Raw genomic sequence first — 14,994 nt, forward strand, 5'->3', positions numbered from 1 at the left:
TATTCATCGTCACCGTTGCGGATCTCCTTGACTATACCACGTTCCCTTGCCAATGCCATGCTGCACAATGTGATTGGCTGCAACCAATGCGGCGAGATGTTTCTTGATCGTGTTGCGGTTGGCTCCGGTGATCTTGACGATCTCGCCGATGGTGATGTGGCCGCGATCTTTGACAGCTTCGAGGATCTGAAGCGATAGCTCCGGCAGCGTATCCATGACGATGCGCTCACGCTCAATCTTCTTCTGCAATCGCTGTTTTTGCTGCTGAAGCGCACGCAGGAAATAGACCGTCCAGGGTTGCCAGTTCGGTTTGGGGCTGCGGATTGTCCGCTGCGTCTGGCGGAGGGCGAGATAGTAGCCTTCCTTGCTGTTCTCCACGATGCTTTCGAGTGAGGAATACGGCACATAGACATATCCGGCGCGCAACAGAAGCAGCGTCGTCAGGATGCGGGAGAGGCGGCCGTTGCCATCCTGAAACGGATGGATCTCTAGGAAGACCACCGTGAAGATGCCGATGACGAGCAGCGGATGAAGTTTGGCTGTGTCCAGGGCGGCGCTGGTCCATTGGATGAGCTCTGACATCAAGCGAGGCGTATCGAACGGCGTCGCCGTCTCAAACACCACGCCGATTTCCTTGCCCTCCTCATCGAAGGCGCTCACATGGTTCGTATTGGTCTTGTACTCACCGCGGTGCCGTTCGTCCTTGGCGCTATGCGCCAGCAAATCCCGGTGAAGCTGCTTGATATGGTTTTCCGTGAGCTCGATCGCGTCGAAATTCGCGAAGACGGTTTCCATCACCTGGGCGTAACCGGCGACTTCCTGCTCGTCACGCGTATCGAATTTTCTGATTTCGATATTGGTGAGAAGCTGCTCGACTTCCTTGTCGGAGAGTTTCGCACCTTCTATACGCGTGGACGAGCCGATGCTTTCGATGGTGGCCACGCGCCGAAGCGCTGAGAGCCGCTCCGGTGCTAGGGTGCCGAGCGCCCGCCATGCTCCCTTGAATTCATCGATCTCAGCGATCAGAGAGAGAATTTCCGGCGTAATTTCCAGTGTGTCGGCTTGCAGACCCATACCCATAAATTTACCCAAAAATACCCAAAGATGCAACTGGAATAGGATCTATATCCAAATGTTGACCCGCAAATACCCAAACGGGAGCTAGGATCAGGGTTTCCGGCTCACCAAAAAGCAAGCCAAATTGCTTTTGCGGAGCCACCCCACGACGGGCGAAGGCGGCTCCGAAAAGCAATTTTCGACCAGCACCATCATTGACGCAATTCAGGCTTGTGATCTGCCCTCGCGGGTTTGAGCGTCGGGCTGAATTTGAACGTATCGGCGATGGCAACCATCTCCTGTTCATACAGCCTCTTCACCTGCTGCATCTCTTTCAGAAGCTGACGGCGGTGCCGAAGGTGGGCTTCGATAACGGCCTGCTTTTCCACGAGCAGCTTTTCGCGCATTAAATCCGCCTCAGCCTTATTTTGCTGGCGGATACGGGCATATCGTCCGGTCAATCTGAACCAGACAGCCTTTAGACCGTGCGGCAGGCGCGCCTGTCGAATCTTGGTAGCCGCTACCCAACGGCTGCGCTGATCGGTCTTCAACTCTGCCCTTTCGGTTCGCTGTTTCTGCAAAAGCTTATCCCGTTTTGCCTGTATTCCCTGGGAGGCTTGCGCAAAATGCTCTTCGGCTTCGGATTTGAGACGCAGGCGTGTTCGCTCGTTCGTTTCGACCAGTCGGGATTTGACCATATCGACTGATGGCAGATCAGTCGGGTTTCCCAGTTTGGCCTGGACTTCCTTGGACCTTTTTCCGCACCAGCGGCCGACCGCGTAAACCTCGCCCCGCCAGTCGAGCGCGACAAAGCCCCGTCGATCACCTTTCGCCAGATAAAAGCCCCGCGCTTCCAGCGCATTGCGAAAAGCTTTGAGGCCGTCCGACGTCGCCCAGCAATCGAGGAAGACATCCTTGATGGCTTTGGGGTTGAGTTTCAGCCGCTTCGCCTGCTGCCATTCGGCCAGTGAAAAATTAAGCGGGTTCACCTCCTCGCTGTTCATGAGCCCCATCGGCAAATTCCAATCGTTGTCGATGTAGAGTTGCCGCGACACGTCCCGCAATTTCAGTTTGAAATATGGAAGGTTGATTGCCCTCATCGTGTCGGCATCGATACGCGACCAAACACAATGAGCGTGACGACGGCCTTCCTTCTCATGAAAAACAACGGCACGTGGCTGGCCGGTCAAGCCAAGCTGGTTTTCAATATCGGCGAGTGCTTTCTCGAAGACCTTGATCGGCACGGCCTCCGATTGCGGAGGACTCAGGCTCAGCGAAAAGAGGAATTGCTTGCAGCGCGTCCCGCGACTGATCGCGTAAGCTTCTTTCAGAGCGCCCGTCAGATTTTGCGCAAGAAAGCCCCGGAGCTCATGCAACTCGACATGATCGTTCTCATCCGTCCTGAGCAAATGAGCTGCCAACTGACCGCCGCCGCCTCGTTGCGTTCCCTTTAAAATCATTCTGTCCCTCCTTCCTTGAGGCCAAGAGCCTGCAAAAGAAGGGAGCGAATTTCCGCAATATCGGCGCAGGCGCGGTGGATGGACGCGACCGTCTCATCATCCAACAGTAGCGCCCCGTCACGCGCGTCCTCGGCGAGTGATTGCAAACTGGCGCCCAGGCCGGAACGGCCAAGCCGCGCGAGAACCTGGGCAAGATGCGTCTCGCTGGCGATCGGATCGCGTGTCCGGTTTTGCCGGAGCGTCGTCGCATCGCCGAACAGTTTCTTCCGGGCGTACACGGAGAGCGCGGTGCCATTAGCGGCTTTCAAAAGCGCCGTACGCTCGGTGTCGCTAAGACGGATCGAAAGAGGTGAATTTGCCTTTGAATTTGATTGGGTTTGGGTGGTCATGTGCCTGCTCGCAAGCAATGACCTGAAACACCGACAGGATGTCGCGCCGCACGAGCACGAGCGAGTTATCCAATGAAATCATGGATGTGGGCCAGGTTTCAGATCAATGGATGAGACTAGCAGGTCCAGCGTATTGCGAACCCCCGCAACCAAACATTCCCCCAAGAATACAACTACCTCCAGATGTCGCATCGGTAACGCCGACATCGCTGAAATCCCAGATTATCGCTATCCCGGCCGTGCCGACAGCGCGGCGAAAAACAGTTCAGGCGTTCAGTTTCGACCGGTATTTTTCCGCGTCCCAGTCCAGCAACTCGGCATTCTGCTCAAGGGTGAGATAGTTGAGAGTGGCTTCGCGCGGCACCCGCAGCAGGACATTGCCGAGGCAGTTCATCAGGGCTTCGGCCCCTTGCGAAGCATCTGCGCGCAGGACGGCGCCCCGACCCGGAACCAGAACGAAGACCGGCGCCTCGGGTGCATCGGGAAGATCGGCTTCGGCCACGGTCGCGCCGATGCCGCAGAAAATGACGTGATCGGGATAAAGGCTGCCGCCGCAGGCCTGGCGCATCCGGTCCGGATCGAGCGCCAGCTGATGGACCGCAGCGCCCGGCTCCGCCACGCGCCAGCCGGGGGTGAGGAGGGTTTCCAGAGCGCCGGTATAGACGGCCCTTGACGGGGCCGGCATCACCCTCAGGGCGTCCACCACACGGTTCAGAAGCTCCTGCGTTTCGGCGACGGTCTCACCGGCCACGATGAGCCCGTGATTGACCAGAAGGACCACATTCGTCTTCGGTCCCAGCCGGGTTCTCACCTGTTCGGCTAGCTGGGCTCCGGGTTTCGTATAGGGCACCAGGCACCAGTCGAACGTTGCCAGCCGCCTGTCCAGCAGGGTCCCGGCGTCCTGCCGCACCACATGGGCGAGAGTGTTCACGCAATGGACATGCAACACCACGCGCTGCGTAAAGACGGCGTGCAGGCTTGTCTCGATGGAGGGGCGAAGACTCGTGTCGCCGAGGGCAAACCGTTCCGTCCGGTCGGCATCGGCGTCGGGATCGTCCAGCGCGGCTTGCATGGCTGGCAGATCGACAGGCACGAAGATCTCCCTGTCGAGGGCCTCGGCCAGCCGGGTACCCGACGCCTTGATCCACATGATATCGCCGTCCTTGACCGAGGTGTTTCCGCCCGCCGCCTGAATCAGGAGCGGATCGGACCCCACGCGGGCCGAGAGGATCGCGAGATCGTGAAGATCGGCGGGTTTCGTCGGATTGGTCGTCATGTCCATCCCTTCATGCGGATTTTGCCAGCGCGCCGTCGAACCAGTCCGTGAATGCGCGTTGCTCGTCGCCGCTCATGTGAAGATAGGCCTTCGTCCGGCGGAACAGGATGTCCTCGGCCGTCAGCGCCCATTCGTTCTCCGCCAGATAGCGGGCCTCGACTTCGTAGAGCTGCCCGCCGAAATGCCGTCCCAGCCCTTCCACAGAGATTGCGTCCCTGACGATCCGGCTCGTGCGCGTGCCATAGGTGCGGGCGAAGCGGGTGCGCAGCGGCCGGGGCATCCAGGGATAGTCGGCCTTCAGCCTGTTGAGGAAGGTGGCATAGTCAGCATTCTCGATGTCGCCGCCGGGCAGGGGGGCGTCACGGGTCCAGTCTTCCTTCATGTCGGGGAAGAATCTGGCCAGCCGCTGCATGCCGCGCTCGGCCAGTTCGCGGAATGTCGTGATCTTGCCTCCGAAGATGTTCAGAAGCGGCGCGCCCCCGGTTTCGTCGATGTCGAAGACATAGTCGCGCGTGACGGCCGAGGGGTTGCCCTTGCCATCGTCGAAAAGCGGACGGACGCCGGAAAAGCTGGCCAGAATATCCCGGCGGTCGAGCTTCTCCTTGAAATAGCGGTTCACGACGTCGATCAGATAGCCGATCTCGTCGTCCGAAACGGCGACGTCCTCGGGCGCGCCGTCGAAGGCGACGTCCGTGGTGCCGATCAGGGCCATGTCGCCCTCATAGGGGTTCACGAAGATCACTCGCTTGTCGTCGTTCTGGATCAGATAGGCGTGCCGACCCTCCCAGAATTTGGGCGTGACGATATGGCTGCCCTTGACCAGCCGCACGCCGCGCGACGAATTGGCGCCGGCGACCTGCGCCACCACGTCGCCCACCCACGGACCGGCCGCGTTGACGAGGACGCGCGCGCGATGTGTCGCGGTCTGTCCGGTCATCTCGTTGCGGGTGGTGACCGTCCAGACGCCATCCTCGCGGCGGGCGCGGGTCGCGGCATGGCGCGTCAGTATGGTGGCGCCGCGCTCGGCGGCATCCAGCGCATTCAGCACCACGAGGCGCGCATCGTCGACCCAGCAATCGGAATATTCAAAGCCGTGCGTGTAGCGGTCGAGCAGCGGCGCGCCCTGCGAATCCCGCCTCAGATCGAGGCCACGCGTACCGGGCAGTTTCTTGCGGCCGCCAAGATGGTCGTACAGAAAAAGGCCCAGCCGGATCAGCCAGCGGGGGCGATCCTTTGGGCTGTGCGGCAGAACGAAGCGCATCGGCCAGATGATGTGCGGCGCGGCGTTCATCAGCACCTCGCGCTCGACCAGCGCCTCGCGCACAAGCCGGAACTCGTAATATTCGAGATAGCGCAGGCCGCCATGGACGAGCTTGCCGGATCGCGACGACGTGCCTTCGGCCAGATCGCCCTTTTCGCAGAGCACCACGGACAGGCCGCGCCCGGCGGCGTCGCGGGCGATACCGGCGCCGTTGACGCCGCCGCCAATGATGAAGAGATCGACCGGCTCGCTCATGGTCGCTTCAGCAAGGGTTGCGCGGCGGTTCGCCGGCGAGGAAGCGCTTCACCTCTTCCGCCGCCTGCTCGGCGGCGAAGGTGACGGTGCGCACGGAGGCGCCCGCGATATGCGGCGTCAGCGTGACATTGGGAAGCTGCAGAAGCGGCCAGTCCTCCGGCACTGGCTCGACCGCGAAGGTCTCCAGCATCGCGCTGCCGAGGGGACCGGTTTGCAGGGCTTCGGTCAAGGCGGTGTAATTCACCAGCGGGCCGCGCGCGGTGTTGACGAACAGCGAGCCGGGTTTCATGGCGGCGAAGGCGGCGGCATCCATCATGCCTGCCGTCTCGTCGGTCACCCGCGCATGGACCGTCACCACGTCGCTCTGCGCCAGCAGGCGGTCGAACGCGACCAACTCCACGCCGGCCGCCAGATCCTCCGGTGACAGTTGAACATAGGGGTCGCTGACGAGCACCCGGCTGCCGAAGGCGCGCAGAAGCCGCACGACCTTGGTGCCGATATTGCCGTAGCCGATCACGCCGACGGTCATCTCGCTCAATTCGCGACCCGTGGTGTCGGCGCGGTAGAGATCGCCACGCCAGTGTCCCCTGCGCAGGCCCTCGTGTCCTTCGCGGATCTTGCGCGTCTCGGCCAGAATCGCGCCGATGGTGAATTCGGCGACCGCGGAGGAGTTGCGACCCGGCACGTTGACGACCAGCACGCCGCGATCGCGGGCGGCGGCCATGTCGATATTGACCGGTCCGCCGCGGGAGACGGCGATCATCTTCAGTCCCGGCAGCCGTTCGAACATCCCGCGCGACATCGGCGCCAGATGGGTGACCAGAATGCTCGCATCGCCCACGAAATCCACCACATCGTCGGCCGCGCCGAGATATTCCTTCAGACCGTCCATGCCGGCGGTGGCGTAGCCGTGTTCCATCGGCACGTCCGGCCAGTCGTCCTTGCGCAACCGGGTGGCGATGGCCTCGCCGCACGCCTCGCGAAGCTTTTCGTCAAAGACTTCGGGCAGCATGAAATGATCGCCGATGATCGCTACTTCACTAGACACTATCGTCTCCGTTCCCTGAGAGTGCGCTCCATACCGGAGCAAGAGCCGTCCGCGCGTCCCGATAGGCGGGGAATGTCCGGTCGTATATCGCCGCCAGCGCCGGGTCCGGCGCTTCAGGCTCGCCGAGGCGCGGCGAAACCCAGTCGGCGATGCAAGCGTGGATGTCCGGATAGGCGCCCACTGCCACGGCGGCCATCATGGCGGCCCCGGCCGCCCCGGCCTCCTGGCGGGTTGAAGTGCGGACCGACGCGCCGACAGCCGCTGCAAAGATGCGCCGGAGCGCGTTCGATCGCGCCGCGCCGCCGGTCAGCCTTATCTCGCAGGGAACGGCACCCATGGCGCCGTAACAGTCGCGCGCGGCAAGCGCGAGGCCCTCGATCACCGCGCGGATCATGTGGGCGAATCCGTGCTCGGTCGACAAGCCGATGAAGCCGGCCCGGGCGGCGGCGTCGACGAACGGTCCGCGCTCACCGGCCTCGGAGATATAAGGGTGGTACAGAACCTTCCCGGGTTCGCTTGCGGCCAGCCAGTCCTCGATACGGTCGATCAGTTCCGCCCGGTCGGGGGCTCTGCCAAAATCGCCCAGCAGCCCCGCCCCAAGGTTCAGCAGCCAGTCGATATTGAGCGTCGATGCCATGTTCGACTGGATCTGCGCCACCATTCCGGGGATCGGCAGCGGCATGATGTAGCCGGTCAGATTGTCGTTGAAGAAGACGTCGCCCTGGTTCGTGGCGCGCATATGCATGCCGGTGGAGCCGATAATGGTGCAGCCCGCCGGGCGACCGTCGGTATGAATGCCTCCGCCAACCGCCGTGCAGGCCACATCCAGAAAGCCCAGCACGATGGGCGTGCCGGCAAGCAAACCCGTCGCCTCGGCTGCGGCGGCGGCAAGCGGATGGGTGGTTTCGGAACCATCCAGAATGTCGGGCAGCAGCCTTTTTTCCGGCAAGAGGCCCAGAACCTCAATGACGCGGTCATCGTAAGTGCGCGTGCGAAAGTCGCCGAATGTGAAAACCGCTTCGCACGGTCCGGTGGCGCGCACGCCGGTGAGGTTGAGATAGAGCCAGTCCTTGCAGTGAAGCGCGGCATCGGCCTGTTCGACCGCTTCGGGCATGATCTGCTTCATGCACGCCAACTGCGCCCCCATCTGGCAGGCGTTCAGTCCGGTGCCCGTGATGGCGAAGCGCTCACGGTCCGCCGCGCTTCCCCGCACCCGTTCCGCCAGCGGGGCGGCGCGGGCGTCGAGCCAGAGCCAGGCTTCGGTCACCGGGCGGTTGTCGCGATCGATCAGCCAGGTTCCGTCGCCCTGACCTGTCACCGCAATGGCGGCCGTGCGCGCGGCAAGATCGTCGACCTTGCCGCCGAGATCGCGAAGGGTGCGGACGCAATCGGCCCAGGTGTCGTCCATGGACTGAACCGCCGCGCCGTCCGGGCGGGTCCGGTAGCGGTTCGGAACGGAAGCCACGGCGATCTGGTTGCCGGTCAGGTCGAACGCGGTCGACTTGATCACGGACGTTCCGGCATCGATGCCGATCAGGATGTCGCCACCCTCGTCCATCAGGCGAGACCCCTCCCATGGCTGATCGCCATGCCGGTCGCCGGGTCGAAAATGTGCAGGTCCGATGGATCGAGCCGAATTGCGATCCGGTCGCCGACCACGACATCGGCCCGGTCGTGCTCCACCAGAACGACGGTCGCCTCGGCGAAGCTGGCCGCGATATGGCTCTGATCGCCGAGCCACTGATTGGTCAGCACCGTGGCCTCGACGCCGGATTCGTCCCGGCGGACGGTATAGGGGCGCACGCCGATCACGATGTCCCGACGCGTCATGATCGCATCGCGGACTTCCGGGGCAAAGGCGTCTTCGGCATAGACCAGCTCCTTTCCTCCTTCGAGCGCCATATGCAGCTTTCCGCCCTCGACCGACACCCTGACCGGAAAGACATTCATGGGCGGTTCGCCCACGAACGTTCCGGTGAACAGGTTCGCCGGACGGTCCTTGATCTCGGCGGGGCTGGCATATTGCTGCAGCATCCCGTCTTCCATGACCGCGATCCTGTCAGCCAGGGCGTTGGCTTCTGTCTGGTCGTGCGTCACGAGGATCGCCGTCATTCCCCGTTCCTTGAGGAAGTGCTTGATCCGTCCACGCAGAAGGGTGCGAAGCTGCGGTTCGAGTTGCCCCATGGGCTCGTCCAGCAGAAACAGATCGGCGGAGCGGATCAGGGCGCGGGCCAGCGAGGCGCGCTGCTGCTGGCCGCCCGACAGCGAATTGGGCGAGCGGTCGAGAATATCGGAGATTTCCAGCATCTCGGCGACCTCGCCGACCTTGGCGTCGACCTCCGACGCCGGCAGCCGCGCCGCCTTCAGGGCAAAGGCGATGTTGTCGCGCACATTGACCGTCGGATAAAGCGAATAGCCTTCGAAGGCCATGGCGACGTGTCGCTTGACCGGGGGAAGCATCTGTACCTCCCGGCCCGCCAGATGAATCTTGCCGCGACTGGTCGCCTCGAACCCCGCGATCATCCGAAGTGTGGAGGTCTTGCCGCAGCCCGAGGAGCCCAGAAGCGCGATGATCTCGCCCTTCGCCACATCCATGCTGACATTGCGCACCGCATGAACGCCCAGATCGATGGGGCCATAGAACTTGTCGACATTTTCCAGCCGCAGATACTTGTCCGTCACGCACTCTCTCCCGGATGGATACGCTTGCCCGTGGCCTGGTCGAACAGAAGGGCGCCGCTGGGATCGATGGCGATATGCGCCGTGCCCCGATCCGGGCCGGGCGTGCCGGCGGGCCGCGAGATCAGGATCTCCCGTCCGGCCCTGGTCGCGGCAAGCGTGACGGTCTTTTCGTTGAGCGGCGTTTCGGCCTCGATCTCGACCGGGATCACACCGGGTGCGCCAGCCTCGGTGAAGCGGATGGTTTCGGGCCGGATACCCAGGATGCACGGACGCCCGACCACGCCGGCATAGGCCGTATCGAGCGGCATTCTGGCGCCCGAAAGCTGGATTTCGGGGCCGCCGCCGCCCTGCTCGGGAACCACATCGAGAAGGTTGATCGCGGGGTCGCCGAACAGCCGCGCAATGGTTGTATCGGCCGGTGTCAGATAGATGTCCTCCGGTGTGCCGACCTGGGCGATGCCATGCGCGCCCATCACCGCGATGCGGTCGCCAAGCGCCATCGCCTCCTTATAGTCCTGGGTGACGTAGATCACCGTGGCTTCCTGCGCCTTCAACAGGCGCGGCAGTTCCAGCCGCATCTCGAAGCGCAGCTTGGCATCGACGTTCCGGAGCGGATCGTCGAGCAGCAGGATCGACGGTTCGGCGGCCAGCGCGCGGCCCAGAGCGGTGCGCTGCTTCTGGCCGTTCGACAATTCCTTGGGCTTGTGGCCGAGAACGTGCCGGATCTTCAGAAGCTCGGCGACCTCGTTGACCCGGTCCTCGATGTCCGCCCTGGTCCGGCGCCGCGCGGTCAGCGGGCTGGCGATATTGGCATGGGCATCCATGTGCGGGAACAGCGCGAAGTTCTGGAAGGCCATGCCGATGCCGCGCTCCTCCGGTTCGACGCCCTCCATGTCGACACCGTTGATGACGATCCTGCCCTCGTCGGGATCGATCACCCCGGCGATCAGTCGCAACAGAACGGTCTTGCCGGCGCCGGAGGGACCGAACAGAACCAGTGTCTCGCCTCTGGACACGCCCAGCGACAGGCTGTCGAGCACCCTGTCCGTCTTGAAAGACTTGACGATATCGGTCAGCTGGATCGACATGACCTACCCTTTCACCGCACCGAGCGACAGACCTTCGACGAGGTATCGCTGCGCGTAGAGCGCCAGGCCCAGGGTCGGCAGGATCGACAGGACGATACCGGCGGCGATCTGGCCGTACTGGATACCGGAGGCCGTCACGAAGGCGAGCGCGCCGACCGTCACGGGCTGCTTGTCGGCGGAGGCCAGGACCAGCGCGAAGATGAAATTGTTCCAGGCGAAGATGAAGGCCAGAAGGCCCGCCGCCGCGATGCCCGGCATGGCCAGCGGCAGTGCGATCTTGAAGAAGGTCGCCCAGAAACCGTGACCGGCAATGCGGTACGCATATTCGATGTCCGCCGGAATATCCTCGAAATAGCCGCGCACGATCCAGAGGATCAGTGGCAGGACGATCAGCTGATAGACCCAGATCAGGCCGAAATAGGTGTCCGCCAGTCCGAGTTTCTGGAAGTAGATCGTCAGCGGCAGCAACACCAGCAGGGGCGGTGCGAAGCGGAACGACAGAAGCGTGAAGGCGATGTCCTCGGAGCCACGGAACTTCAGCCGCCCGAAGGCATAGGCCGCCGGAATGCCGAGGATCAGGCCCAGCGCGACCGAGGCCGTCGACAGATAGAACGAATTGAACAGGTTCGACATGAAGTCGAATTCGAGCTTGCCCGCGGCGGTGTCCAGTTCGCCCGTGATGAGCGCCTGGTAGTTCTGCAGCGTCGGCTCGAAAACGATGGAGGGCGGCACCCGCAGGATCGTCTCGTTGGTCTGGAAGCTCATCAGCACGATCCAGAAGATCGGGAAGATGAAGAAGAGGATCACCAGTGTGATGGCGATGGCGCGCAGGACGCGTTCGAGCGTGCTTGTGTGTTCCATGGCTCAGGCCTCCCCTCGCTGTTTCTCGCGCAGTTTCAGCCAGTTCTTGATGAAGATGCTCGACAGCACGTAGGTGATCGCCCAGAGAATCATCAGCAGCGCCGCCGACCGGCCGACATTGGTTGACTGGAAGAAGTTCAGATAGGCTTCGACCTGGAAGACCGTCAGCCTGTCGCCGGGACCGCCCTGGGTCATGGCGTAGATGATGTCGAACTGCTGGATCGACTCGATGACGCGGAAGAGCGTGGCCGTCAGCAGGAAGGGCGTCAGCATCGGCAGGGTGATCCGCCAGAAGACGAACAGCCGCGGCACGCCGTCCAGCGCCGCCGCCTCGAATGGCTGTTGCGGCAGCGAACGCAGGCCCGCCAGCAGCAGGATCATGATGAAGGGCGTATAGACCCAGATATCGACCAGCACGACCGTCAGCATGGCGGTGGAGGGGTCGGACGCCCAGCGGAAATCCTCGAACCCGATGAGCGAGGCGAAATAGCTGAGAATTCCGAAGCCCGGATTGGTCATCAGCTTCCACATCAGGGATGCCAGGGCCGGCGCCGTCATCAGCGGCATCAGAAGCATGATGGAGACGAAATTGTTGAAGCGGGTGCGCTTTTGTAGAAGCAGCGCGATGCCGAGCCCGAACATCAGCTCCAGGCCGACCGTCAGGAAGGCATAGGTCAGCGAAACCTGCAGCGTGTTCCAGAACGAGCTGTCGGAGAGGAAATTCCAGTAATTCTCCCCCCAGTTCCATTTATGGGCCCAGGGCTGGGACAGGCGATAGCGCTGCAGCGAATAGGCGACGGCTGTGAAGAAGGGGATCAGAATGCCGATGCAGGCCAGAAGCGCCGGCAGACTCAGGACATAGGGCAGCCAGCGACGACTGATGCGAAAGCCCCTGCGTTTGGGCAGGCTGGCGGCGGCATCTGACATGGAAAAACTCTCCCCTGCGTCCGGCCAGCAACCCGGTCCGCCTGTCCCACTCAATGGTATCGGTGTGCGATGGAGGGATGCGCCCGCCCTGACGGGCGCATCCCTGGTTCAGGCCGTCAGCCGAGCCCGGCGTCCTTCAACTGGGAATTGACGCTCTCGGCCAGCTGATCGAGACCCTCGTCGACCGGGATCTCGTTGGCCACCATCTTCTGCATCGTGGCGGCCCATTCGGTCGTCAGATCGAAGAACAGCGGCTGCGCCGTGAACTTGATCGAGGCGCCCGGCGCCGACACGTCATGCATCTCCACATAGCCCGGATAGGAACTGGACAGTTTCTCGCGGAACGTCTCGTCGGCCCAGACGCTGGACCGCGCGGGATTGACCAGATCCATCTCGCGGGCGCCGAACAGGCCGTGCTCCGGCCCGGTCACCCACTGCAGGAAGTACCAGGTGGCGTCCTTCTGCTTGGAGAAGGACGACATCGACATGGCCCAGATCCAGATATTGGGCGTCGGAGCGGCCGCATCGGGGTTGGCCGCGAAGGGCGCGAAGGCCAGATTGCCGGCCTCGGCCGTGCCCGCATTCATGAAGTAGCCCAGAATGTCGGCGTCGAACATCATCGCCGACTTGCCCGCGCCGACATCGGTGCCGACCTGGTACCATGTGTGGGTCGACCAGTCGGGCGCGCCGGAGTCCTGGATCATCTTCACCCATTTGGCGTGATAATCCTTCGACACATCCGTGTTCATGGCGGCCGACAGGAGCCCGTCTTCGGAGACGTTCAGATCCTTCTGGCCGAAATTGGCGTAGCCGGAAAGGAAGCCCGGGTGGATCGTCGCCCAGGACCGCGAGCCGCGCACGCCGATACCGTAGCCGCCATCCATGGCGCCCTTGGCAGCCGCCGCGGTGTCGACCAGTTCGTCGATATTGCCCGGGATCGAGAGCCCGGCACTGTCGAAGACCCGCTTGTTGTAGGTCAGGTTGTTCTGCTCGTAGGCCAGCGGAATGCACCACTGCTTGGCATCGTCCGAGCCGAGCTCGCCGCCGGGCTTTCCGTTCCATGCGCAGGACTTGCGCACGCCTTCCAGCACATCCTCCCAGTTGTAGTCCGGATTGGTCCTGGTGTCGTCCATGATGTATTCGTTCAGATCGTCGACCCAGCCCGCCGGACCGTAGGTCCAGGTCATGTAGGCGCCGGTCATGAAGGCGTCGTATTCGCTTGAGCCCGAGGACAGCGCCGCGGTCACCTTGTCGAAATAGACATCCTCCGGGAAGACGTCGTATTCGACGTTCATGCCGGTCAGTTCCTTGAAGTTCTCAAGGTTGGCGATCAGCGCATCGGCGTAAGGATGCTTGTTGAGCAGAAGCTTCACAGTGGTGCCGGAATGCTTCTTCCAGTCGAAGCCGTTCTGGGCGAGCGCACGGGTTGCTGCGGCATTGACCAGCACACCGGCCGTTGCGGCCGTTATGCCCATCGATCCGAGCCCCTTGATCAGGCTTCGACGGCTGACCGATCCACGCATGAAGGCGTCGATCAGCTTGTTTTCCTTTTCGTACATTTGGGTTCCTCCTCCCCTTAAAGTCCACCTCAGGACAATTTCTGCTTGACCAGCGCGGTGGCTGTGCGCTCGTCGGTGATAAGGCCGCTCAGATACCCACTCCCAAGGGCCGATCTGATCGCTCTTCTCTTCTCTTCGCCGCCCGCGACGGCGATGATCTGCGTGTCGTCGAGACTGCTCAGCCCGACCGACATCGTGCGGTCGGTCAGCGGCGTCTCGACCTTCGCGCCGGTTTCGTCGAAGAAATGACCCAGCAGTTCGCCGACGCCGCCCCTGGTCTTGATGTCCTCGATTTCGGAAGGTTCGATCATCCCGCTCGACACGGCATAGGCGTCGGTCTCGAGCGCTCCGATGCCCACCAGCTTCAGGGACGATTTCGCCGCCATGTCCAGCACGTCGCGGACGCCGCGCTGCGCCAGAAGCACCTCGCGATCGCCGGGGCTGTTGGCGAAGAAGGGTACGGGCATGAAATAGGCTTCGGCGCCGGTCTTGTTGGCCAGGCGATGCATCACGTCATGCGGATTGGCGGCGTAGTTCCGGTTCAGCCCGCCGAGCAGCGAGACGAATTTGGTCTTCGCCGCGTTCATGCGCGGCAACTGGTCGACGACGGCGGCAAGGGTCCGGCCATGGCCGAAGCCGATCAGATCGCTGTCGCCGCGCTCCAGTTCGCGGCGCAGATAGCCGGCGCCCGCAATGCCCAGCGCCCGAAGGGGCAGGGCGTCTTCGTAGAGATCGGGCGTCACCTCGCAATAGGACAGGCCGAACAGTTCGGTCAGCCGGTTTTCCAGCGAAACGCATTCGGCGACGTCACCATCGATGATGACCTTGACGGCCCCGGCCTGGTTGGCCCGCGAGATCAGCCGATGCGCCTTCACTCCCGGCACACGCAACTTCTTGGCGACCTCGGCCTGCGTCAGGCCGCCGGCATAGTGCAGCCAGGCCGCCCTGATCGCCAGACTGTCTTCACCGATCTTCTGAACTGGGCTGGTCATGACGTCCTTTGGTCGGGCGATTGAATTTTTTTTCACCATTAGAAAAATTCTACAGTTGGGTGTTTCTGTCAATCCCTGTTTCGTCATTTGCGACCGGAGATACGCCGGCGGCCGGATCGGCAGAAGAAAGGCCGCGAGAA

General features: G+C 62.6%; 13 protein-coding genes. All 13 read right to left on the minus strand.

All coding sequences use genetic code 11. The annotated features are described in order from the left end of the window. Positions 1 to 9: 9 nt before the first annotated feature. A complete protein-coding gene (locus tag B7H23_RS07725) occupies positions 10 to 1,080 on the minus strand; it encodes a Fic family protein (protein WP_240535001.1) in 1,071 nt (356 codons plus the stop codon). 188 nt (positions 1,081 to 1,268) lie between these two features. Continuing rightward, positions 1,269 to 2,516, minus strand: coding sequence for a relaxase/mobilization nuclease domain-containing protein (locus tag B7H23_RS07730; RefSeq protein ID WP_094076702.1), 1,248 nt, complete (start codon positions 2,514 to 2,516; stop codon positions 1,269 to 1,271). After that, the gene (locus B7H23_RS07735) at positions 2,513 to 2,905 is read right to left on the minus strand and encodes a hypothetical protein (RefSeq protein ID WP_094076703.1); all 393 of its coding nucleotides are present in this window, start codon (positions 2,903 to 2,905) and stop codon (positions 2,513 to 2,515) included. Before B7H23_RS07735 ends, B7H23_RS07730 begins: the two co-directional genes overlap by 4 nt. Positions 2,906 to 3,170: 265 nt before the next feature. Continuing rightward, on the minus strand, positions 3,171 to 4,181 hold the full coding sequence (locus B7H23_RS07740; protein WP_094076949.1) for a class II aldolase/adducin family protein: 1,011 nt from the start codon (positions 4,179 to 4,181) through the stop codon (positions 3,171 to 3,173). A gap of 10 nt (positions 4,182 to 4,191) precedes the next feature. Next, a complete protein-coding gene (locus tag B7H23_RS07745) occupies positions 4,192 to 5,697 on the minus strand; it encodes a glycerol-3-phosphate dehydrogenase (protein WP_094076704.1) in 1,506 nt (501 codons plus the stop codon). A 7-nt stretch (positions 5,698 to 5,704) separates the two neighbouring features. Continuing rightward, positions 5,705 to 6,709, minus strand: coding sequence for a 2-hydroxyacid dehydrogenase (locus B7H23_RS07750; RefSeq protein ID WP_094076950.1), 1,005 nt, complete (start codon positions 6,707 to 6,709; stop codon positions 5,705 to 5,707). A gap of 28 nt (positions 6,710 to 6,737) precedes the next feature. After that, positions 6,738 to 8,303 carry an FGGY-family carbohydrate kinase gene (locus B7H23_RS07755; protein ID WP_094076705.1) on the minus strand — a complete coding sequence of 522 codons (1,566 nt, stop codon included), beginning with the start codon at positions 8,301 to 8,303 and terminating at the stop codon, positions 6,738 to 6,740. Beyond that, a complete protein-coding gene (locus tag B7H23_RS07760; protein WP_240535002.1) occupies positions 8,303 to 9,427 on the minus strand; it encodes an ABC transporter ATP-binding protein in 1,125 nt (374 codons plus the stop codon). Before B7H23_RS07760 ends, B7H23_RS07755 begins: the two co-directional genes overlap by 1 nt. Then, the gene (locus B7H23_RS07765; RefSeq protein ID WP_094076706.1) at positions 9,424 to 10,515 is read right to left on the minus strand and encodes an ABC transporter ATP-binding protein; all 1,092 of its coding nucleotides are present in this window, start codon (positions 10,513 to 10,515) and stop codon (positions 9,424 to 9,426) included. The genes B7H23_RS07760 and B7H23_RS07765 overlap by 4 nt, the downstream gene beginning before the upstream one ends. Positions 10,516 to 10,518: 3 nt before the next feature. Beyond that, the gene (locus tag B7H23_RS07770) at positions 10,519 to 11,376 is read right to left on the minus strand and encodes a carbohydrate ABC transporter permease (RefSeq protein WP_094076707.1); all 858 of its coding nucleotides are present in this window, start codon (positions 11,374 to 11,376) and stop codon (positions 10,519 to 10,521) included. A 3-nt stretch (positions 11,377 to 11,379) separates the two neighbouring features. Continuing rightward, a complete protein-coding gene (locus B7H23_RS07775) occupies positions 11,380 to 12,303 on the minus strand; it encodes a carbohydrate ABC transporter permease (RefSeq protein WP_094076708.1) in 924 nt (307 codons plus the stop codon). Between the two features lie 116 nt (positions 12,304 to 12,419). Then, entirely contained in the window at positions 12,420 to 13,862 is a 1,443-nt protein-coding gene (locus B7H23_RS07780) for an ABC transporter substrate-binding protein (protein ID WP_094076709.1), read from the minus strand. Positions 13,863 to 13,891: 29 nt separating this feature from the next. After that, positions 13,892 to 14,854, minus strand: a complete 963-nt coding sequence (locus tag B7H23_RS07785; protein ID WP_094076952.1) for a sugar-binding transcriptional regulator — start codon at positions 14,852 to 14,854, stop codon at positions 13,892 to 13,894. Between the last annotated feature and the right edge of the window lie 140 nt (positions 14,855 to 14,994).

This window comes from Notoacmeibacter marinus, assembly GCF_002238045.1.
GTDB classification, from domain to species: domain Bacteria; phylum Pseudomonadota; class Alphaproteobacteria; order Rhizobiales; family Rhizobiaceae; genus Notoacmeibacter; species Notoacmeibacter marinus.